General features: G+C 60.2%; 20 protein-coding genes and 2 tRNA genes. 12 read left to right on the top strand and 10 right to left on the bottom strand.

Features of this window, described 5'->3' with window-relative positions:
• Positions 1-66: 66 nt before the first annotated feature.
• From QQK16_RS15680 to orn, 6 genes are all read right to left on the bottom strand, one after another.
• Positions 67-600, bottom strand: coding sequence for a Spy/CpxP family protein refolding chaperone (locus tag QQK16_RS15680; RefSeq protein WP_284197422.1), 534 nt, complete (start codon positions 598-600; stop codon positions 67-69).
• Between the two features lie 239 nt (positions 601-839).
• Complete coding sequence (locus QQK16_RS15685; RefSeq protein WP_284197423.1) at positions 840-1,235, bottom strand: VOC family protein; 396 nt, start codon at positions 1,233-1,235, stop codon at positions 840-842.
• A gap of 71 nt (positions 1,236-1,306) precedes the next feature.
• Positions 1,307-2,185 (bottom strand): Hsp33 family molecular chaperone HslO, encoded by an 879-nt coding sequence (hslO, locus tag QQK16_RS15690; protein WP_284197424.1) that lies wholly within the window; start codon positions 2,183-2,185, stop codon positions 1,307-1,309.
• A gap of 15 nt (positions 2,186-2,200) precedes the next feature.
• Positions 2,201-2,782: an MFS transporter gene (locus tag QQK16_RS15695; protein ID WP_284197425.1), complete on the bottom strand. Its 582-nt coding sequence runs from the start codon at positions 2,780-2,782 to the stop codon at positions 2,201-2,203.
• A complete protein-coding gene (locus QQK16_RS15700) occupies positions 2,779-3,279 on the bottom strand; it encodes a CinA family protein (protein ID WP_284197426.1) in 501 nt (166 codons plus the stop codon). The genes QQK16_RS15695 and QQK16_RS15700 overlap by 4 nt, the downstream gene beginning before the upstream one ends.
• 125 nt (positions 3,280-3,404) lie before the next feature.
• A complete protein-coding gene (gene orn / locus QQK16_RS15705) occupies positions 3,405-3,950 on the bottom strand; it encodes an oligoribonuclease (RefSeq protein ID WP_284197427.1) in 546 nt (181 codons plus the stop codon).
• A gap of 91 nt (positions 3,951-4,041) precedes the next feature.
• On the opposite strand from orn, the gene QQK16_RS15710 reads away from it, so the two are divergent.
• The 10 genes from QQK16_RS15710 (at position 4,042) to QQK16_RS15755 (ending at position 12,421) form a co-directional block, all read left to right on the top strand.
• Positions 4,042-5,295, top strand: a complete 1,254-nt coding sequence (locus QQK16_RS15710) for a M48 family metallopeptidase (RefSeq protein WP_284197428.1) — start codon at positions 4,042-4,044, stop codon at positions 5,293-5,295.
• A gap of 2 nt (positions 5,296-5,297) precedes the next feature.
• The gene (locus QQK16_RS15715) at positions 5,298-5,627 is read left to right on the top strand and encodes a low molecular weight protein tyrosine phosphatase family protein (protein ID WP_284197646.1); all 330 of its coding nucleotides are present in this window, start codon (positions 5,298-5,300) and stop codon (positions 5,625-5,627) included.
• Positions 5,628-5,664: 37 nt separating this feature from the next.
• Positions 5,665-5,979, top strand: coding sequence for a 4a-hydroxytetrahydrobiopterin dehydratase (locus QQK16_RS15720; RefSeq protein ID WP_284197429.1), 315 nt, complete (start codon positions 5,665-5,667; stop codon positions 5,977-5,979).
• Positions 5,976-6,839, top strand: a complete 864-nt coding sequence (gene rsgA, locus QQK16_RS15725; RefSeq protein ID WP_284197430.1) for a ribosome small subunit-dependent GTPase A — start codon at positions 5,976-5,978, stop codon at positions 6,837-6,839. The genes QQK16_RS15720 and rsgA overlap by 4 nt, the downstream gene beginning before the upstream one ends.
• Positions 6,840-6,976: 137 nt before the next feature.
• Entirely contained in the window at positions 6,977-7,189 is a 213-nt protein-coding gene (gene rpsU / locus QQK16_RS15730; RefSeq protein WP_072427461.1) for a 30S ribosomal protein S21, read from the top strand.
• 251 nt (positions 7,190-7,440) lie between these two features.
• Positions 7,441-7,881: a GatB/YqeY domain-containing protein gene (locus QQK16_RS15735; RefSeq protein WP_284197431.1), complete on the top strand. Its 441-nt coding sequence runs from the start codon at positions 7,441-7,443 to the stop codon at positions 7,879-7,881.
• Positions 7,882-8,036: 155 nt separating this feature from the next.
• Positions 8,037-9,929 carry a DNA primase gene (dnaG, locus tag QQK16_RS15740; protein WP_308447057.1) on the top strand — a complete coding sequence of 631 codons (1,893 nt, stop codon included), beginning with the start codon at positions 8,037-8,039 and terminating at the stop codon, positions 9,927-9,929.
• A 215-nt stretch (positions 9,930-10,144) separates the two neighbouring features.
• A complete protein-coding gene (rpoD, locus tag QQK16_RS15745; RefSeq protein ID WP_308447058.1) occupies positions 10,145-12,085 on the top strand; it encodes an RNA polymerase sigma factor RpoD in 1,941 nt (646 codons plus the stop codon).
• 9 nt (positions 12,086-12,094) lie between these two features.
• Positions 12,095-12,171: transfer RNA gene (locus tag QQK16_RS15750), tRNA-Ile, on the top strand.
• A gap of 174 nt (positions 12,172-12,345) precedes the next feature.
• Positions 12,346-12,421, top strand: a tRNA-Thr gene (locus QQK16_RS15755).
• 261 nt (positions 12,422-12,682) lie between these two features.
• On the opposite strand, the gene yiaA is transcribed toward QQK16_RS15755, so the two are convergent.
• Together yiaA and QQK16_RS15765 are read right to left on the bottom strand one after the other, a co-directional pair.
• The gene (gene yiaA / locus QQK16_RS15760) at positions 12,683-13,126 is read right to left on the bottom strand and encodes an inner membrane protein YiaA (RefSeq protein ID WP_284197432.1); all 444 of its coding nucleotides are present in this window, start codon (positions 13,124-13,126) and stop codon (positions 12,683-12,685) included.
• A gap of 331 nt (positions 13,127-13,457) precedes the next feature.
• Positions 13,458-13,853 (bottom strand): GFA family protein, encoded by a 396-nt coding sequence (locus tag QQK16_RS15765; RefSeq protein ID WP_284197433.1) that lies wholly within the window; start codon positions 13,851-13,853, stop codon positions 13,458-13,460.
• Positions 13,854-14,049: 196 nt separating this feature from the next.
• Here QQK16_RS15765 and QQK16_RS15770 point away from each other — a divergent pair, with 196 nt between their 5' ends.
• Entirely contained in the window at positions 14,050-15,090 is a 1,041-nt protein-coding gene (locus QQK16_RS15770) for a patatin-like phospholipase family protein (protein ID WP_284197434.1), read from the top strand.
• A gap of 207 nt (positions 15,091-15,297) precedes the next feature.
• Positions 15,298-16,344 (top strand): isopenicillin N synthase family dioxygenase, encoded by a 1,047-nt coding sequence (locus tag QQK16_RS15775; RefSeq protein ID WP_284197435.1) that lies wholly within the window; start codon positions 15,298-15,300, stop codon positions 16,342-16,344.
• Positions 16,345-16,357: 13 nt separating this feature from the next.
• On the opposite strand, the gene QQK16_RS15780 is transcribed toward QQK16_RS15775, so the two are convergent.
• Together QQK16_RS15780 and aspS are read right to left on the bottom strand one after the other, a co-directional pair.
• Positions 16,358-17,179, bottom strand: a complete 822-nt coding sequence (locus QQK16_RS15780; protein WP_284197436.1) for a DUF5829 family protein — start codon at positions 17,177-17,179, stop codon at positions 16,358-16,360.
• A 71-nt stretch (positions 17,180-17,250) separates the two neighbouring features.
• Positions 17,251-19,041: an aspartate--tRNA ligase gene (gene aspS, locus QQK16_RS15785; protein WP_284197437.1), complete on the bottom strand. Its 1,791-nt coding sequence runs from the start codon at positions 19,039-19,041 to the stop codon at positions 17,251-17,253.
• Positions 19,042-19,062 lie beyond the last annotated feature (21 nt).

The following is a 19,062-nucleotide window of genomic DNA, read 5'->3' on the forward strand; positions in this document are numbered from 1 at the left end:
GAGCGATTGCTCACCGGCCTTTGTCTTGGGCAGACCTCGTGCCTAGCCAGTAATCCCCCAGCGTTTTCAGCTTTGCGTACGCTGGTGCTTCTGCCGCTGCTCTGCCCGTTCCTTGAACTTGGTGCGCAGTGCTTCCATGCGCGCCATCTTGTTCTTGATATGGGCGCTGACCGTACGCTTTTGTTCCAGCGTCAGGCTTTCGTAAGCAGCCAGCCATTTGCCACGTACCACATCATGGGCGGCACGGGCCTGATCGCGCATGGCATCCATTTCCCTATCCAGCTTGGCCAGATCCAGTATCTCTTGCTGCTTCTCCGCCGCCATCAGGCTGCGCATCTGCTCACGCTGCTGCTTGAGGCTCTCGCGGGCAGCCTTTGTCGCCGCCTCGGCCTCCGCCCACTTGGCATCCTGCGCGGCGCTCAGCTTCAGCTCGCCCTTGATGCGGGACAAGCCGGCAAACGGGCCTGCATCGCCCTTCATGGCATGCATGCCGTGATGCATGGGCCGGTGCATCCGACCCTCATGGCTAGCTGGTTCTGCATGGGCAGCGGTCACCAAGCCCAGCAGCGAAACGGTGATCAGTGTGTGTATCAGGCGCATGTCGTTCACTCCGGTTTAATCGCTGCATGGGGCAGCGCACGATTGCCACTCTACGTGGCAGAAGTAAACGACCGGTGTCCATACCGGCATGCAGTGTAAGCGTGTGTAAGCGTGGGGTGCCTGGGCAAAATCTATTTACAAATTGGGCGCAAAGCCATGCCGCATGACTCAGCCCAGGACAGTGCTCCAGGCGCTACTTGCACCACGCAGGCAATGCCACCAGCAAGGCACCATGGCTGTCAGCCGGGCAGATGCCCTGAAGGTGGCTCCCACAATTCCAGTCGGTTGCCCTCCGGGTCCATGACCCAGCCGAATTTGCCGAACTCGGACGTCTCGGTCTTTTCATCGACATTGCAGCCCTCGGCCTTCAGCAGCGCCAGCAAGGCGTGCAGATCGCGTACCCGGTAGTTGACCATGAAGGGCGCCTGGCTCGGGGCGAAGTAAGCGCTGTCTGCCGGGAAAACACTCCAGATCGTCACCCCCCCCTGCTCGGGCTGCCCCGCTCTTTGCCACTCAAAGGCCACCGCGCCCCAATCCTGTATGTCCATCCCCAGGTGCCGCTTGTACCAGTCACGCAGGGCGGCTGGGTCCTGTGCCTTGATAAAGATGCCACCGATACCGGTGACGCGCTCCATGGTCATATCCGCTACCCCGTCCTTGTTGAGCGATTCCGGCTCTCCGGCCACAGGCCATCAGCCCGGTCGCTTCAATGCCGCGTATCACCCGCTGTCGATATCGAATCCGTGGCAAACAGCTGCGCCACATCCACCGCATCAAAGCTGTAATGCTGATTGCAGAAATCGCAATTCACTTCCACCTTGCCGGCTTCAGCCAGAATGGAATCCGCTTCTTCGCGGCCCACCATCTTGAGCATATTGCCCACCTTCTCGCGGGAGCAGCGGCAGCCGAAATGCGGATGCTCCTCCGCCATCACCCTGACGCTCTCCTGATGGAACAGCCGGTATAGCAGGTCGCTCGGCGGCAGGTTCACCAGCTCCGAAGGGGTAATGGTCTCAGCCAGGGTAGTCAGGTGCTCCCAACCGTGCGGATCGCCGTGGCCTGCGGGTAGTTTCTGCAGCATCAGGCCGGCGGCCTTGCCATCTTCACACGACAGCCACAAGCGGGTATCCAGTTGCTCCGAGCTTTGCATATAGTGCTCGATGATGGCAGCGACGCTGGTACCGGTCAGCCCCACGATGCCCTGGTAGGTCTGCCCTGCCTCACGGGGATCGAGCGTAATGACGAACTTGCCATCCCCCAGCAACTCGGCCAGCGGCAGGTCGGGCAAGTCGCCCCCCTCTTCATCCCAACGGGCGGTAGCGCGGATGGTGAGGTCCGATTCGCACTCGATGACGATCAGCTTGACCCTGCCCTTACCATGCAGTTGCATGATCAAGGAGCCATCGAACTTCAGCATGGCCGTCATCAATACCGAAGCCGCCATCAGCTCGCCCACAATCTTCTGCAGCACGGGCGGGTAATCCCGACGGCTCAGCACCTCGCGCCAACTGTCATCCAGTTGCACGGCCTCGCCGCGCACTGGGGCAGCATCAAACAGAAAACGTTGCAGGGTATCTTTGCTCATTGCGGTCTATCTCGTTCAATTTTCAATCGTGGTCATATCCACCACGTGCAAGGTTAGCGGCAGCGACGATCCCACATCGAACTCGCAACCGGTTTCCACACCAATGCGGGCGATATCGGCTGCAGACATATCTGGGCGCTCGTAGACAGCGCGCATGGCACCGATGGCAAAGTCGCGGCCCGAGCCTATGGCCCAGAATTGCCGGTATTCATAGACTTCACGCATCGAAAACACGCCGAAGATGCCGTGAGGATTGGCAATCAGCACCGTCATCTGGCTGGACTCATAAGGATCATCCTCTTCCTCCTCGGTCTTGAGAAAGAAGTCCTCCTTCAGCTTGGGGTGCAGCTTGCGGAAGCTATCGAAGATCAGGGGTCGGCTGGAAAAATCAAGCGTACGCGATTTGGCCAGCGCAGCTTGCAGCACCAGGTCATGGGCTGCCGAACCACATATGCCAAAAACGCTCCCGTGCGACTGGAACAGCTTTTCCGGCCGCGCATCGTGCAAATGTCCCAGGCGGGTATCGCCAAAGGTCGATTGGGTATCCGCCGCCATGGCAATCTGATTGCCCTTGCGGACCGCAACTAGGGTCGTCATGCCAAATGTTCATCCTGATAAGGGGCACAGCGCGCCAAAAGGCCCGCCAATGCATATTGCACAGTCTGCAACCGTACACTGGCACGGTCACCGCTAAAATGGCGCGTCTCTGCGTCGGTACCGGTGGAGGTCGCCCAGGCAAAACAGACCATGCCCACGGGCTTGTCGGCACTTCCGCCGCTGGGGCCGGCGATACCAGATACTGCGACGGCAAGGTCGGCACCGGCAGCGGTCAAGGCGCCCTCAGCCATCTGGCGTGCCACCACCTCGCTGACTGCGCCATGTTGCACCAGCACAGCCGCTGGCACACCCACCAACTGCTGCTTAGCCGCATTGGAATACGTCACAAAGGCCATGTCGAACCAAGCCGACGAGCCGGGAATATCGGTAATGGCGCTGGCAATGCCCCCACCGGTACACGACTCCGCAGCCGTCACTCGCCAGCCACGTGCCAGCAATGCCAAACCCAGCGCTTCCGCCAGTGACGTTGTCGTCATGCTTACTTCCTGCCTTTGTGTTGTGGAGCCCGTCCTGAGCATAGGTCATGGATGGGTGGTGACGGGCTGGCAAGCACCACGGCAGCCCTGATGCTGGACGCCAGCGCCGCCTGAACCGCAGGCTCTTACATCTTCAGGAAATGCTCGCGGTAGTACTTGAGTTCGTCGATGGACTCATACACGTCGGCCAGTGCCTCGTGCCTGCCTGTCTTCTTGAGCCCCTTGGCCACCTCGGGCTTCCAGCGCTTGCACAACTCCTTGAGGGTGGAGACATCCAGGTTGCGGTAATGGAACCAGGCCTCCAGCTCGGGCATCCAGCGCGCCATGAAGCGACGATCCTGGTGTATGGTGTTGCCGCACATGGGCGATGCGCCCTTCGGTACATGCTCACCCAAAAAGGCCAGCAACTGGGCTATCACGGCGGCTTCGTCCAATGTCGATGCCTTCACCTTGTCTATCAGTCCCGATTTGCCGTGGGTGTTCTTGTTCCAGTCATCCATGGCGTCCAGCACGCTATCGGGCTGGTGCACCACCAGGACGGGGCCTTCGGCCACGGTGTTGAGTTCGTTGTCGGTAATCACCACCGCCACTTCGATGATGCGATCACGGTCGGGCTCCAGCCCGGTCATTTCCATGTCGAGCCAGATGAGCCGATTGGGGTCTTGTGCCATACTTCGCCGTTATCTTTCCGTCACTTGCTACACCCAGGGTGGGCAAGCGGCATTTGTCCTTGTAGATTTTCTTATTTTCGCACACACCGGCATGACCGCCCACGTATTCAGCCTCGTCTTTATTGCCTTCCTGGTTTTATCCACCCTCCTGCAGCTCTGGCTCAAGACCCGGCACCTGCGGCACGTACTGGCCCACCGCGCCGCCGTGCCTGCCGACTTTGCCAGCCAGATCGAGTTGGACGCCCATCAGAAAGCCGCCGACTACACTGCCGCCAAGATGCGCTTCGCCCGCATCAGCATAGTCTGGGAAGCCCTGCTGCTGGCCGCCTTTACCCTGGGCGGCGGCATAGGCTGGCTCGATGCCACGGCCCGTGAGCTGGCGGGCACCGGCATCTGGGCCGGGTTGGCACTGATCGCCGGCCTGACCCTGGTGAATGGCGTGCTGTCCTTGCCGTTCTCGCTCTACGCCACCTTTGTGCTGGAAGCGCGCTTTGGCTTCAACAAAGTCACCCCTGCGGTATTCGTGACCGACATGGTCAAATCCACCTTGCTGGGCGCTGCGCTCGGACTGCCCTTGATCGCCCTGATTCTGTGGCTGATGGAAGCCTCCGGCAGCCTGTGGTGGCTGTACGCCTGGGCCGTCTGGGTGGCCTTCGGCCTGGCCGTGATGGCCATCTACCCCACCTTCATCGCCCCCTTGTTTAACAAGTTCACCCCACTGGCCGATGCCACCCTCAAGCAGCGCATCGATGCGCTACTGAACAAGTGCGGCTTTGCCAGCAATGGCGTGTTCGTGATGGATGGCAGCAAGCGATCCAGCCATGGCAATGCCTATTTCACCGGCTTTGGCAAAACCAAGCGTATCGTCTTCTTCGACACCCTGGTCGAGCGCCTTACGCCGCTGGAAGTAGAAGCCGTACTGGCGCACGAACTGGGCCACTACAAGCGCAAGCACATCATCAAACGCATGGCTACCATGTACGGCCTGGGCCTGCTGACCATGGCGCTGCTGGGCTATATCAAGGACACCAGCTGGTTCTACGCCGGCCTGGGTGTGGCTGTACCTTCCACGGCAGCCGCCCTGATCCTGTTCTTTCTGGCCTTGCCGGTATTTACCTTCCCCTTTGGCTGGATAGCCAGCCGAGGCTCGCGCAAGCATGAGTACGAGGCCGACGAATACGCCGCCGAGGTCAGCGATGGCAGCGCCCTGGTCTCGGGCCTGGTCAAACTCTATCGCGACAACGCCGCCACCTTGACGCCCGACCCGCTGCACTCCCTGTTCTACGATTCGCACCCGCCGGCAGCCTTACGTATTGCTGCATTGCGCGGACAGGGCCGGGGTTGAGCGTGATACGTGCCTTGTTCCTTTGCAGCCAGAACCGCCTGCGCAGCCCGACAGCCGAGCAGGTATTCTGTAACTGGCCCAATGTAGAGACCGACTCCGCCGGCCTGGGCAACGACGCCACCGTACCGCTGTCGCCCGAGCAGATAGCCTGGGCCAGCGTCATCTTCGTGATGGAGCGCGCCCATCGCAACAAGCTCTCCAAGCACTTCAGGCAGCACCTGAACGGCAAGCAAGTCATCTGCCTGAATATCCCGGATGACTATGATTACATGCAACCCGAACTGATCAAGCTACTCGAAGTAAAAGTCGGCCCTTTTCTGCGCCTGCGCTGAAACGCCAACCATCGAGTCACAACTAAGGAACCCTTCCATGCCATTAGCCCAAGAGCCCTGCCCTGCTGTCGTCAACCCGCTCAGCGATGCTGAAACCCAAGCCCTGCTGGGCCAGGTAAGCGATTGGGCCATCGAATCCGGCAAGCTGGTCAAGACCTTCCGCTTTGCTAACTATTACGAGACGCTTGCCTTCGTGAATGCCTCGGCCTACATCTCGCACAAGGTGGATCACCACCCGGAGCTGCACGTGACCTACAACACGGTGCGCATCGCCTACGACACGCACTCGGTAAACGGCCTCAGCCGCAACGACTTTGTGTGTGCTGCCCGTACGGATGCACTGTTGGGATGAGTACAGTCGCCCGCATCGTCCAGTCGCACGGCAAAGCCTTTATCGTTGACCTGGCAGGGCGCCGCTATGTGGCAACGGCGCGCCGCAAGAAGACCGACTATGCCGTGGGCGACCTGGTGGAGATCGTGGTACTGAACGAGGAGCAGGCCGTGATCGAGCGCGCCCAGCCTCGCACCAGCCTGCTGTATCGATCGGACGAATGGCGCGAGAAGCTGATTGCCGCCAACGTGACCCAGATTGCCATCGTGCTGGCAGCCGTGCCCAGTTTCTACGAGGAACTGCTGAGCCGCTGCCTGGTGGCCGCCGAGGACGCCGATATACGGGCCCTGATCGTGCTGAACAAGGCCGACCTGCCCGAGACCGCTGCCGCACGGGATGTGCTGGCGCCCTATGCTGCATTGGGCTACCCCATGCTGGAACTGAGCGCCAAAACCGACATCACGCCACTATGGCCCTGGCTGGAAGGCCAGATCACCGTGTTTGTAGGCCAGAGCGGCATGGGCAAGACCACCCTGGTCAACGGCCTGCTGCCCGACGTGAACGCCCGCACCAACGAGATTTCGACGGCGCTGGACTCCGGCAAGCACACCACCACCCACGCTACGCTATACCGCCTGCCCAACGGCGGCGAATTGATCGATTCACCGGGCCTGCAGGAATTTGGCATGCGCCACCTGCGGGGCGATCGATTGATCAGCCTGTTTCCCGAAATGCGCCAATATGCCGGCCAGTGCCGCTTCCAGAACTGCCGGCATGACAGGGAACCCAGCTGCGCCTTGATCGCCGCCGCCGAGCGTGGCGATATCCTGCCGCAGCGGCTGCAACTGCTGCGCAAGCTGCGCAGCGAGTGCCCAAATTGATGGCTGGCAGCCCATCGCCAGCAGAAAACACCGCAAAAACAGTCTTTTAATTGCCAAACACTACCCAACCGGACTAGAATCGCAGTCCGCAGCATTTTTTATTTAACCCTTTCAGTTAGAAAGCAGGACTGATCTTCATGCCTAACGTACGCGTCAAGGAAAACGAGCCGTTCGAAGTAGCCATGCGCCGCTTCAAGCGCGCAGTGGAAAAAACCGGCCTCCTCACCGAACTCCGCGCTCGCGAGTTCTACGAAAAGCCGACCACTGAGCGCAAGCGTAAGCTCGCTGCCGCTGTGAAGCGCCATTACAAGCGCATTCGCAGCCAGATGCTGCCGAAGAAGTACTACTAAGCAGCGTTTTCCGCGTACCGTGACACGAGTGCCGTTGGCTCGTGAAACACGCGCTCAGGGCCGCCGGTTTACTGGCGGCTTTGTGTTTTTTGGGCGCAGCAGGCAAGCCCCGCCCTAGCGAGGCACGATGTACGAGGCCAATATGGCCACGGCCTTGGCAGCAGAGGGGCATTCCGCAACACCATGTCGCCATGCCCCAGCGCCAGCCGCCGCCCTACCTTCTGCCCAACTTCCATTGATAAGAGCCCACCATGAGTCTGAAGCAACGCATTACCGACGACATGAAAACTGCCATGCGCGAGAAGGATACCGCTCGCCTCGGTACCATCCGCCTGCTGCTGGCCGCCATGAAGCAGAAGGAAGTGGATGAACGCATCGAGCTGAGCGACGACCAGATCGTTGCCATCATCGACAAGATGCAAAAGCAACGCCGCGATTCCATCAGCCAGTATGAGAATGCCAAGCGGCAGGATCTGGCCGATATCGAAAAAGCCGAGATGGTGGTTCTGGAGGGCTATATGCCCCAGCAGGCCGACGAGACCGAAATCGCCGCCATTCTGGATGCCGCCATCGCCACCCACGGCGCCACCGTTGCCGCCATGGGCAAGATCATGGCCGAGGTCAAGCCCAAGCTGGCCGGCCGTGCCGACATGAGCAAGGTTTCTGCGCTGATCAAGGCCCGCCTGGCCTGATAGCTGCGCACTGCAGACCCATGGAATGACCAGAGGGATGCCCCGGCATCTCTCATGGCGCCAGATGGCAGCCCCAACCCTGCAAAGGGCGGGCGACATCCGCGCCCGGAAGTGCCCTACACTGCTTTACCGTCAGCCGTACAGTTGCTACCCCCATGGCTTTGATACCGGAAGAATTCGTCCAGGATTTGCTTAACCGCCTCGATATCGTCGAGGTGGTCGAGCGCTATCTGCCGCTCAAGAAAGCCGGCCAGAACTACGCTGCCTGCTGCCCCTTCCACAAGGAAAAATCGCCCTCCTTCACCGTCAGCCCCACCAAGCAGTTCTATCACTGCTTTGGTTGCGGCGTACATGGCTCCGCCATCGGCTTTGTGATGGAGCACGAAGGCTTGAGCTTTCCGGATGCGGTCGAAAAACTGGCCGAATCGGTAGGCATGCAGCTACCCAAGAGCGAAGGCCGCAGCAACGACGGCCCCCGGCGCATCCAGCAAACCAGCCTGGTCGATCTGAACACCCGGGCCATGCATTACTACCGCGAGCAGCTGAAAGCCAGCCCTCGCGCCATCGACTACCTCAAGCGCCGGGGCCTCAGCGGCCAGATTGCCGCCCGCTTCGGGCTGGGCTACGCGCCCGACAACTGGCACCCCCTGGCCGAGTGCTTCAGCGATTACGCCACCAACGCCCAGCTGAATGAAGTGGGCCTGGTGATAGACCACGCCGATAGCGGACGCCGCTATGACCGCTTTCGCGACCGGGTAGTGTTTCCCATCATGGATGGCAAAAGCCAGGTCATCGGCTTCGGCGGCCGCATCATTGACCAGGGCGAGCCCAAGTATCTCAACTCCCCCGAGACCCCTTTGTTCCAGAAAGGCCTGGAACTATACGGCCTGCCCCAGGCGCGTCAGGCCATACGGGCCAGCAATCGGGTACTGGTGGTTGAAGGCTATATGGACGTAGTGGCGCTGGCGCAGCTTGGTGTGGAGTACAGCGTCGCCACCCTGGGCACCGCCTGCACGCCAGAACACGTCAAGAAACTGATGCGCCTGGCCGACCAGGTGGTGTTCAGCTTCGACGGCGACAAAGCCGGCCGCCGCGCTGCCTGGCGCGCACTGGAAAACAGCCTGGCCCTGGCCAATGATGGCAAGACCCTGTCCTTTTTGTTTCTGCCGCAGGAGCACGACCCAGACAGCTATATCCGCGAGTTTGGCAAAGACGCATTTGAAACCCTGATCGAGCGTGAGGCACTGGGCCTGGTGGCCTTTATGTGCCGCGAACTGGCCAGCCAGGTCGATCTGGACAGCGACGAAGGCAAGGCCAAGCTGATGCACTTGGCCAAGCCACTGGTCGAACAGATCAAGGCGCCCGCACTGGGCATCCTGCTGCGCAAGAAGCTGGCCGAAATGGCTGGGATGGACGGCGGCGAAGCAGCACAGTTGCTGGGCGGCGTGGCATACGCCCCCCAACAGGGCCAGGCTGCGCGCCCAAACAAGCAGGAATGGGGTAACAAGAAGAAGCCTTGGAACAAGGACGGCGGGGGCTTCAATGGTGAGCGCGGCAGTTGGAAAGGCCGCGACCAGGAAAACCGTGGCGCCCCACCACCCGACGGCCCGCGCGAAACCCGCGACCTGGCATTCGAGCTCTTGCAATTATTGGTGGTCGCCCCCAAGTATGCCTTGGAGCTACCGCAGCAGGCACTGCCCGCCAATCCACACAACCCCACCCAAAAAGCCATTGTGCGATTGGTGGACTATGTTTGCGAGCAGGCCCAGCCCCCCGCCAGCGGCCACCTGCTGGAAGCACTGCGCGGCGATGACAGCCACGCCGTGTTGAACAAGGCCTTCGTCAAGAGCCGCGACAGCTATCGCGAAGGCGAGGATGCCGTGCTGGGCCAGGCCTGGAAGTTTGCCCTGGAGCGCTATCTCCTGATGATGGAAAAGCCCAGGGCAGCGCAACGACTGGCAGAACTGGCAAGACTGGACTTTGGCAGCATGACCCAGGAAGAGCGCGATGAATATGGCCGCCTGACCATGCTGGGACGCAAGACATAAATCCGGCAAAACACCGGGCAGCACACTAAACTGAGTGGTAATCGCGATGGTGTCAGGCACCATCGCCAGCAGCGCAGCGGTTTCGCCCCAGGCCTACAACCCGTGTTTCGGGCCTGCAGTGCGAAGTCGCTGTTTTCCTTAGCGGAATACCTGCCAAAAGCCGGTAGTCCGTGTTACAATTTGCGGTTTCCCCGTTCCAAATCGAGATAGCACAGATGGCGGCAGATCAAGAGCTCGACAAGTCCGAAGCCAAGCGCGACGCAGAACCGCGTCTCGACAATGAGGCCCGTAAGGCCCGCTTCAAGAACCTCATCGTGCTCGGCAAGGAGCGGGGTTACCTGACTTACGCCGAGATCAACGATCACCTGCCAGAAGACATGCTGGACGCCGAGCAGATCGAAGGCGTTATCAGCATGATCACCAATATGGGCATCCAGGTCTACGACGAGGCACCCGATGCCGAATCGTTGCTGATGTCCGACGCCGCACCGGCCGCAGTGGCCGATGACGACGTAGCCGAAGAAGCCGAAGCCGCACTGTCGACAGTGGACTCCGACTTCGGCCGCACCACCGACCCCGTGCGTATGTACATGCGCGAAATGGGTACGGTAGAGCTGCTGACGCGCGAAGGCGAAATCGAAATCGCCAAGCGTATCGAAGACGGCCTCAAGCACATGATCCAGGCCATTACCGCCTGCCCCACCACCATCAGCCACATCATCGGCATGGTGGACAAGGCCCTGGCCGACGAGATTCGCATCGACGAAGTCGTGGACGACTTCATCGACCCCAACGCCATTGAAGAAGAAGCCGCACCGCCAGAGCTGAGCGATGCCGAGAGCGACGAAGACGTTGCCCTGGAAGACACCGGCGACGACGATGACGAAGAAGGCGAAGGCGCCGCTGCAGCCGCCGCCGCTGCCAACCTTGAAGAACTCAAGAACAAGGCTCGCGAGCACTTTGAAGTGATCCGCGACCTGTTCGACAAGATGATCAAGGCATTGGCCAAGCACGGCCCGCACAGCAAGCAGTACCTGGCCCTGCAAGAACAGGTTTCGGCCGAGTTCCTCAAGATCCGCTTCTCTGCCCGCCAGGTCGAAAACCTGTGCGACAGCCTGCGCAACATGGTGGACGAGATCCGTGGCTACGAGCGCGAGATCATGGACATCTGCGTGCAGAAGGTTCGCATGCCGCGCGAGCACTTCATCAAGACCTTCCCAGGCAATGAAGACAACCTGGATTGGGTCAAGAACGAGATCAATTCCGGCAAGGCCTACTCCGGCATCCTGGAGCGCTACCAGCACGCCGTGATGGAAAAGCAATCCAAGCTGGCCGAGTTGCAAGCCAACGCCATGCTGCCGATCAAGGACCTGAAGGAAATCAACCGTCAGATGTCCACCGGCGAAGCCAAGGCACGCCGCGCCAAGCGCGAAATGATCGAGGCCAACCTGCGCCTGGTGATCTCCATCGCCAAGAAGTACACCAACCGCGGCCTGCAGTTCCTCGATCTGATCCAGGAAGGCAACATCGGTCTGATGAAGGCCGTGGACAAGTTCGAATACCGCCGTGGCTACAAGTTCTCGACCTACGCCACCTGGTGGATCCGGCAGGCCATCACCCGCTCGATTGCCGACCAGGCCCGTACCATCCGTATACCGGTACACATGATCGAGACCATCAACAAGATGAACCGCATTTCGCGGCAAATCCTGCAGGAAACCGGCCTTGAGCCCGATCCGGCGACCTTGGCCGAGCGCATGGACATGCCCGAGGACAAGATCCGCAAGATACTCAAGATCGCCAAGGAACCGATCTCGATGGAAACCCCCATCGGTGACGACGACGACAGCCATCTGGGCGACTTCATCGAAGACCAGAACAACCTGGCCCCGGTGGACGCTGCGGTCTACGCCAGCCTGCGCGACGCAACCCGCGACGTGCTGGACACGCTGACCCCGCGCGAAGCCAAGGTACTGCGCATGCGCTTCGGTATCGAGATGAACACCGATCACACGCTGGAAGAAGTCGGCAAGCAGTTCGACGTCACCCGCGAGCGTATCCGCCAGATCGAAGCCAAGGCCCTGCGCAAGCTGCGTCACCCGACGCGTTCGGAACGTCTGAAGAGCTTCCTCGACAGCCTGACCAGCGAAGGCTGATAAGTTTTTGGGCCTGTAGCTCAGTTGGTTAGAGCAGAGGACTCATAATCCTTTGGTCCACGGTTCAAGTCCGTGCGGGCCCACCAGTAGTCTCAAAGGCCTGTGTCGCAAGACACAGGCCTTTGTTACGTTCACCCAACCAAGCTACGACCAGCCAGCGGCAGCCCTACAAGCCCACCATAAACTCGCAAAAGCATATTCACAACCTGCCCCGGCATCGCTATACTAGCGGGCTGTATGTGAGCTGACACAGCTCAAGTGCCGGTGTAGCTCAGTTGGTAGAGCAGCGCATTCGTAATGCGAAGGTCGTAGGTTCGACTCCTATCTCCGGCACCACAGAATCAAGGGCTTAGCCGAAAGGCTAGGCCCTTTTCTTATGCTGCTATCGACCAAGTTTCAGTTCAGAATTATCGGCATAGAAACTGGTGGCGCCGGGCTGCAATAGCCCCCCCGTTTTGTAAGCGAATGAAAGGCCTTATATATGATTGGGCGGCCGTAGGTTCACCCCTATCCGGCGTCAGACTTCCGCTTCGCCGAAACAAAAACGCAAAAGCCACTCATCGAGTGGCTTTCTTGTTTTCCGTCCTGCAGGCCAGGCTACTCCAGCGGCTGCGGGCGGGTATCGCCTATGGGGGTAGTACCGCCTTGCAACAGGGCAACGTCGCGCACATTCTTCTGTACGGTGACTGCGGCAAACAGGCTCAGTATGTAAGCCATGGCATAGAAGCCTTTTTCGGCTGGGGCCAGCGTGGCGTTCCAAAGGCCCACTGCCAGCAGCAGCAGCGACAAGCCCACCGACACCCAGCACAAGCCAAAATAAAGCCCCGTCGCGGGGATGCCTTCCATGCGGTCGCGCACGGTTTTCTGCAAGGATACGGCCGAGAACAAGCCATACATCAGGATCACGAAGTAGTAACCCTTCTCGTTGAGCTGCATGGCGGCATTCCATAAGCCGGCCATATAGGTACCCGCTCCCACAAACAGGGCCACCCAAGCTGCGCCGACAAAGGCAGCAGTAGGACGTTGCAACTGAGGTTTCATGCGTTCTCCCTTATCCTTATTTGATTGTTCACCCTGCCAGCACCCTTGCTGTGCGTAAAGTGCCTGCATGCTGGCTTGCGCAGTAAAACGCAACGCCAGCCTGATGGCTTATTCAGTCGGCATAGTATAGCAAGCACCTGGCGGCGCAATATCCGGCCACTCCCCATGCCGGAGTTTGCGCACGATTACCGTTTCGATGCTGTCCATAGCGTGCTGCTTAGAGCCGCCAACAAAACCCAGCGTAGCGGTTCTGGCTAGGCGTGCGTGCGCAGACAGTGCGTGGGTACGGCAAGCTCGCACAACAACGCCAGAAGGGTTTTGTTTGCGGCTCTTAATGGATGTGCTCCGCATCAGCTGGCGGTACAACCCAGCTGTGCATGCGCTCCTCATAGACGGAGACACTAGGCGCAGGGAAGCCCGGATCGGCGAATGCCCCTACGGGAATGGCGAGGTACGCATCCAGCCCGCCCAGCTCGTAGTAGACCGTAGCACCGCAATGGGGGCAAAAGTGGAACCGGACCTGCGAGCCTTCATCCCCGATCCGCACATACTCGGTCGAGGTGCCTGCAAGCACTACCTGCTCGCGACGGAATCTGGCCTGCTGGCCAAAGACGCTGCCCGTCCTGCGCTGGCAGGCCAGGCAGTGGCAGATGGAGACGCGCACAGGTTCGCCGACGACCTGGGCCGTGAGCTGACCGCAACTGCATGATGCCAGGCGCTGGGACATAGGATCTAACCCTCCTCAAGGACAATGGCTGGATGATAGCGACAGCGGCAACCAGGGTCAGCACCCAGCCCCCACCGGACACACCCAGTCCTGGCAGGCATCCGGCAGTCACGGCTCAGTGTATATTGGGTAGCGACCATACATCATGCCAGCAACCGCGTTGCGATTCCCTTCCAACCCTGAGATTGCCGCCACCATGACCACAACCACCATCAAGCGTAAGAAAATCGATCTCGGCCTGCAGGGCGGGGGAGCACATGGTGCATTTACCTGGGGGGTATTGCACCGGCTGCTGCAGGAACAGGACCTCGACATCGTCGGCATCAGCGGCACCAGTGCTGGTGCCATGAATGCAGTTGTGCTGGCAGATGGCCTGGCCAAGGATGGCCGGGAAGGTGCGATAGCCGCACTGGCGCACTTTTGGCGCGGGGTCAGCAATCTGGGTTTGCTGTCTCCCTTCAAGCGTACTCCTTGGGATGTGCTGTTTGGGCGCTGGAGTCTGGATTCCTCGCCCTATTACGCCTTGTTCGACATGATGTCGCACCTGGTATCGCCTTATGACATCAACCCGCTCAATATCAATCCGCTGCGCAACCTGCTGGAAGACGCCGTGGATTTCGAGCGCTTGCGCAGCAGCCGTCAGCTCAAGCTGTTTGTCACGGCTACCAATGTGCGTTCCGGCGCTGCGCGGGTGTTCGAGCGCAATGAGTTGACCGCCGATACGGTCATGGCCTCGGCCTGCCTGCCCTACCTGTTCCAGGCGGTGGAAATCGACGGCGAGGCTTATTGGGATGGTGGCTACACCGGCAATCCTTCGCTATTCCCGCTGATACACGATACCCGTGCCGATGACTTACTGATCGTCCAGGTCAACCCCTTGCAGCGCGACGAAGTGCCGGAAGACACCCGTGCCATCCTGAACCGCATTAACGAAATCACCTTCAATTCCAGCCTAATCAAGGAGCTGCGGGGCGTTGCCCTGCTAGGCAGGTTGGCCCGCCGCAACGAGGTACTGGATGAGCGCTACCGCGAACTGAACGTGCACCTCATCCACGGCGAATCCTGTCTGGAGCGTATGTCGGCCTCCAGCAAGATGAATACCGAATGGGCCTTCTTCGAGCTGCTGCACGATATCGGCTTTGACGTCGCCAACAATTGGCTGGCCGAGAACGGCGAGCACATAGGACAAAAGTCCACCCTGGACTTTGGCGACGCGCTGTTCCGCTGGACAGACTAAACCTGGCCGCCCCGGCCAAGCGTAGCGGGATTACGTCACCCGCCCCGTTCGGCCAAGCGCACGCTGAACATTCCCCTGAGTGAGCAAGCGCATGTGTCACCTTATGCACATGCGTCGCCTTGGCACGTCATCAATAGACCATTTTGTTATTTTAATTTTTTCTGTGTTAGCATTTTGGAATAAACAACGCTTGCTACACAGACCCGTATGCATCCACATCAGCCAGCAGAACCCGCACTATCCACACCTAGCCTGCCCGTACTCGACTTCAGCCACTTCCATGCAGCAGAGCCCACCAGGCAGGCCTTTCTCGATCAGCTTCGCCGGGCGGCACATGAGATCGGCTTCTTCTATCTGACCGGCCATGGCATAGACCCGACGCTGCAGCAGCAGGTGTTGGCAGTCAGCAGGCAGTTCTTCAACCTGCCTGCAGCGGCCAAGCACGGCGTCAGCATGGTCAACTCGCCCCACTTCCGGGGCTACACCCGGATAGGCAGTGAGCTGACGCTGGGTAAACAGGATTGGCGCGAACAGTTCGACCTGATGGAGGAGGCCATTGCGCTCAGCAGCATTGCCAAAGACCAGCCCTGGCTCAAGCTGCAGGGCCCCAATCAATGGCCAGCAGCACTCCCCGACATGCGCGGCATTGTCCTCGTCTGGCAAGAGAGCCTGCGCAAGCTGAGCCAGCAGCTACTGCAAGCCTTTGCGCTGGCGCTGGGCCAGCCAGCCACGGCCTTTGATGCCTCGGTAGCAGAAGGGGCTTTTCAGCATCTCAAGCTGATACGCTACCCCGGCCGTGAGCAGACTCGGGATGATCAAGGTGTGGGTGCCCACAAGGATGCCGGCTACCTGACCCTGGTACTGCAGGATGAGCAAGCGGGGCTGGAGGTATTGCTAGACGACCACTGGCACACCATTGCGCCCATGGCCGGTAGCTTTGTGGTGAACATAGGCGAGCTGCTGGAGCTGGCATCATCAGGCTATCTGCGCGCCACCTTGCATCGGGTAGTCACGCCACCCGCCGGGGTGGAGCGCTATTCATGCGCGTACTTTATGGCGGCGCACCTGAACGCCACCGTGCCGGTCTTGCCGCTGTCCGGTCAGCTCGCCCTTGCCGCCCGAGGCCCCCAGCAGGAGCAGCACAACGCGCTGTACTACGAGGTAGGCCGCAATATCCTGAAAGGCCGCCTGCGCTCGCATCCGGATGTTGCTGCAGCACACTATGGCACCCTGCTGGCCCAGGCAGCCGCCTGAGATGTGGCCTGGTTCAGCCGGTAAACCGCCAGATGGCGCTGTCAGGCCGATCAAACTGCAATACCGACCCCGAACCAAACCGGTATTCGGTTTCGCCCTGCTTTTCCCGCTGCAGGCTCAGCCTGATGGCAATCACCCCTCGCCTCTGCCCGGTGGCCCTTTGCACACTTAGCACCATGTCAGGCCCGTGATAGGCCATGCCCTGCTCCGCCGCTGTGGCGGCATAGCCCAGCAGACAGAGCTGCTGCCCGAACAGTGCAGCCTGATCCGCAGGCAGGGCTAGCCTGATCTCGGTCACATCCTTCAAGTAGCGGCCTGGGTCGAAGCGCTGGGCATTGTATTCTCGCCGGCTGATACCCGTAGGTGCATCAGCCGCTGGCAAGCCACTACGCGCCAGATAGTCCCGCTCCACCTCCATGATCCAGGCACAGAAGGGTTCCGGCTCCCTCTCTGCCGCAGCGATCAAGGACAGATTCCAGAACCAGGGCACCTTCACCCCTTCAAGCTCCCGTTGCAGCAGTTCTACCGGGTAGTCCAGGCCTGCCTTTGCCAATACCTGCTTTGCCAGTTCAATGTCGCCCTCTGTCTCGGTGGCCAGCGCAATGCCGGCATCCCCCACAGCCTCCTGGCCATGGTCAGCAGGGCAAAACAGTTCGATATAGGTTTGCTCACCCGTCAGGTAGACACCTGTCCACTGCCTGCCGTTGTCCATCGCAGCGGTACTGACCGTCAGCGCGGCAAACTCCTGACGCATGAAGGGCGACGCCAAGATAGCGTCGCGGGTTGCTTGGTCCAGATAGAGATAAAGATGATTGAGCGTAACCAGGGGCTGCATGCAGGAATCCTCCGAGATAGATGCAAAAACGGGACGCCTGAGCGTCCCGTCCTTTGGCCTGCAGCTGGCGATCAAGCCACTTGCGGGTTGTTGCGCAGCTTGATGTGCAGCTCACGCAACTGCTTCTCGTCCACGCTGTTGGGCGCCTGGGTCAGCAGGCACTGGGCGCGCTGGGTCTTGGGGAAGGCAATCACGTCGCGGATGGATTCGGCACCGGTCATCAAGGTCACCAGGCGATCCAGGCCAAAGGCCAAGCCGCCATGGGGTGGCGCACCGTACTGGAGGTTTTCCAGCAGGAAGCCAAACTTGTTCTGGGCTTCTTCTGCGCCGATGTTGAGCGCTTCGAATACCGTGGATTGCATGTCGGCACGGTGGATACGCACCGAACCACCACCCAGCTCCCAACCGTTCAGCACCATATCGTAGGCACGTGCCTTGCACTTGCCCGGATCGGTCTTGAGGAACTCGATGTGCTCGACCTTGGGGCTGGTGAAGGGGTGATGGCAGGCCGTCCAGCGCTTGCTGTCTTCGTCGTATTCGAACATGGGGAAGTCCACCACCCACAGCGGCTTCCATTCGCGGGTGAAGAAGCCACCGGCCTCGCCCTTTTCATGGCCGATCTTGATACGCAAGGCGCCGATGGCTTCGTTCACCACCTTGGCCTTGTCCGCGCCGAAGAACACGATATCGCCGTTCTGTGCGCCAGTGCGCTCGACAATGGCGGCCAGCGCTTCAGGCGTCAGGTTCTTGACGATAGGCGACTGCAGGCCCTCTTCGTTGAGCTTGGTGACGTCATTGACTTTGATATAGGCCAGGCCCTTGGCACCGTAGATGCCGACAAACTGCGTCCAGGCGTCGATCTCGGAACGGGTGAAGGCAGCACCACCCGGCACGCGCATACCGACCACGCGGCCACCGTCCATATTGGCTGCGCCGCTGAACACCTTGAACGGCACGTCCTTCATGACTTCGGTCAGCTCGGTGAACTTCAAGGTCACCCGCATATCCGGCTTGTCCGAGCCATAGTAGAACATGGCGTCGTCGTACTGCATGCGGGGGAACTTGCCCAGGTCGACGCCTATGGCTTCCTTGAACACATGCACGGCCATCTCTTCCATGATGTCCATGATCTCTTCTTCGCCCAGGAAGGAGGTTTCCACGTCGATCTGGGTGAATTCAGGCTGGCGGTCGGCGCGCAGGTCTTCGTCACGGAAGCACTTGGTGATCTGGTAGTAACGGTCAAAGCCCGCCACCATCAGCAGCTGCTTGAACAGCTGCGGGCTTTGCGGCAGGGCAAAGAACTGGCCGTCGTGTACACGGCTCGGCACCAGGTAGTCGCGGGCGCCTTCCGGGGTAGAGCGGGTCAGCATGGGGGTTTCGATATCGATGAAACCACGGCTGTCGAGGAAGTTACGCACCAGCAGGGCCACCTTGTAGCGCAGGCGCAGGTTCTTCTGCATGGCCGGGCGGCGTAGGTCGATGACGCGGTGTTGCAGGCGGGTCATCTCGCTGAGGTTTTCCTCGTCGATCTGGAACGGCGGGGTATTGGCCGCGTTGAGGATGACAATCTGCTTGGCCAGGATCTCGATCTCGCCCGACACCAGGTTGGCATTGGCCGTACCGGCCGGGCGCTCACGCACGATGCCGGTCACTTCCACCACGAACTCCGACCGTACGGTATCGGCCAGGGCAAAGGCTTCCGGGGTATCAGGATCAATCACCACCTGCACCAGGCCTTCGCGGTCACGCAAGTCGATGAAGATCACGCCACCGTGGTCGCGGCGACGATGCGCCCAGCCCTTGATGGTGACGGTTTGGGAGAGGTAGCGCTTGTCGATCAAGCCGCAGTAGTCGGTACGCATGGCAGTTCCAGTAACAGATTG

This window comes from Chitinimonas prasina, from assembly GCF_030160395.1.
GTDB lineage: Bacteria > Pseudomonadota > Gammaproteobacteria > Burkholderiales > Chitinimonadaceae > Chitinimonas > Chitinimonas prasina.

What these genes read in the sequence shown, in the direction of transcription:
- QQK16_RS15680 (WP_284197422.1), bottom strand. Translation starts at nt 600, where the DNA reads ATGCGCCTGATACACACACTGATCACCGTTTCGCTGCTGGGCTTGGTG.
- QQK16_RS15685 (WP_284197423.1), bottom strand. Translation starts at nt 1,235, where the DNA reads ATGGAGCGCGTCACCGGTATCGGTGGCATCTTTATCAAGGCACAGGAC.
- hslO (WP_284197424.1), bottom strand. Translation starts at nt 2,185, where the DNA reads ATGAGCAAAGATACCCTGCAACGTTTTCTGTTTGATGCTGCCCCAGTG.
- QQK16_RS15695 (WP_284197425.1), bottom strand. Translation starts at nt 2,782, where the DNA reads ATGACGACCCTAGTTGCGGTCCGCAAGGGCAATCAGATTGCCATGGCG.
- QQK16_RS15700 (WP_284197426.1), bottom strand. Translation starts at nt 3,279, where the DNA reads ATGACGACAACGTCACTGGCGGAAGCGCTGGGTTTGGCATTGCTGGCA.
- orn (WP_284197427.1), bottom strand. Translation starts at nt 3,950, where the DNA reads ATGGCACAAGACCCCAATCGGCTCATCTGGCTCGACATGGAAATGACC.
- QQK16_RS15710 (WP_284197428.1), top strand. Translation starts at nt 4,042, where the DNA reads ATGACCGCCCACGTATTCAGCCTCGTCTTTATTGCCTTCCTGGTTTTA.
- QQK16_RS15720 (WP_284197429.1), top strand. Translation starts at nt 5,665, where the DNA reads ATGCCATTAGCCCAAGAGCCCTGCCCTGCTGTCGTCAACCCGCTCAGC.
- rsgA (WP_284197430.1), top strand. Translation starts at nt 5,976, where the DNA reads ATGAGTACAGTCGCCCGCATCGTCCAGTCGCACGGCAAAGCCTTTATC.
- rpsU (WP_072427461.1), top strand. Translation starts at nt 6,977, where the DNA reads ATGCCTAACGTACGCGTCAAGGAAAACGAGCCGTTCGAAGTAGCCATG.
- QQK16_RS15735 (WP_284197431.1), top strand. Translation starts at nt 7,441, where the DNA reads ATGAGTCTGAAGCAACGCATTACCGACGACATGAAAACTGCCATGCGC.
- dnaG (WP_308447057.1), top strand. Translation starts at nt 8,037, where the DNA reads ATGGCTTTGATACCGGAAGAATTCGTCCAGGATTTGCTTAACCGCCTC.
- rpoD (WP_308447058.1), top strand. Translation starts at nt 10,145, where the DNA reads ATGGCGGCAGATCAAGAGCTCGACAAGTCCGAAGCCAAGCGCGACGCA.
- yiaA (WP_284197432.1), bottom strand. Translation starts at nt 13,126, where the DNA reads ATGAAACCTCAGTTGCAACGTCCTACTGCTGCCTTTGTCGGCGCAGCT.
- QQK16_RS15765 (WP_284197433.1), bottom strand. Translation starts at nt 13,853, where the DNA reads ATGTCCCAGCGCCTGGCATCATGCAGTTGCGGTCAGCTCACGGCCCAG.
- QQK16_RS15770 (WP_284197434.1), top strand. Translation starts at nt 14,050, where the DNA reads ATGACCACAACCACCATCAAGCGTAAGAAAATCGATCTCGGCCTGCAG.
- QQK16_RS15775 (WP_284197435.1), top strand. Translation starts at nt 15,298, where the DNA reads ATGCATCCACATCAGCCAGCAGAACCCGCACTATCCACACCTAGCCTG.
- QQK16_RS15780 (WP_284197436.1), bottom strand. Translation starts at nt 17,179, where the DNA reads ATGCAGCCCCTGGTTACGCTCAATCATCTTTATCTCTATCTGGACCAA.
- aspS (WP_284197437.1), bottom strand. Translation starts at nt 19,041, where the DNA reads ATGCGTACCGACTACTGCGGCTTGATCGACAAGCGCTACCTCTCCCAA.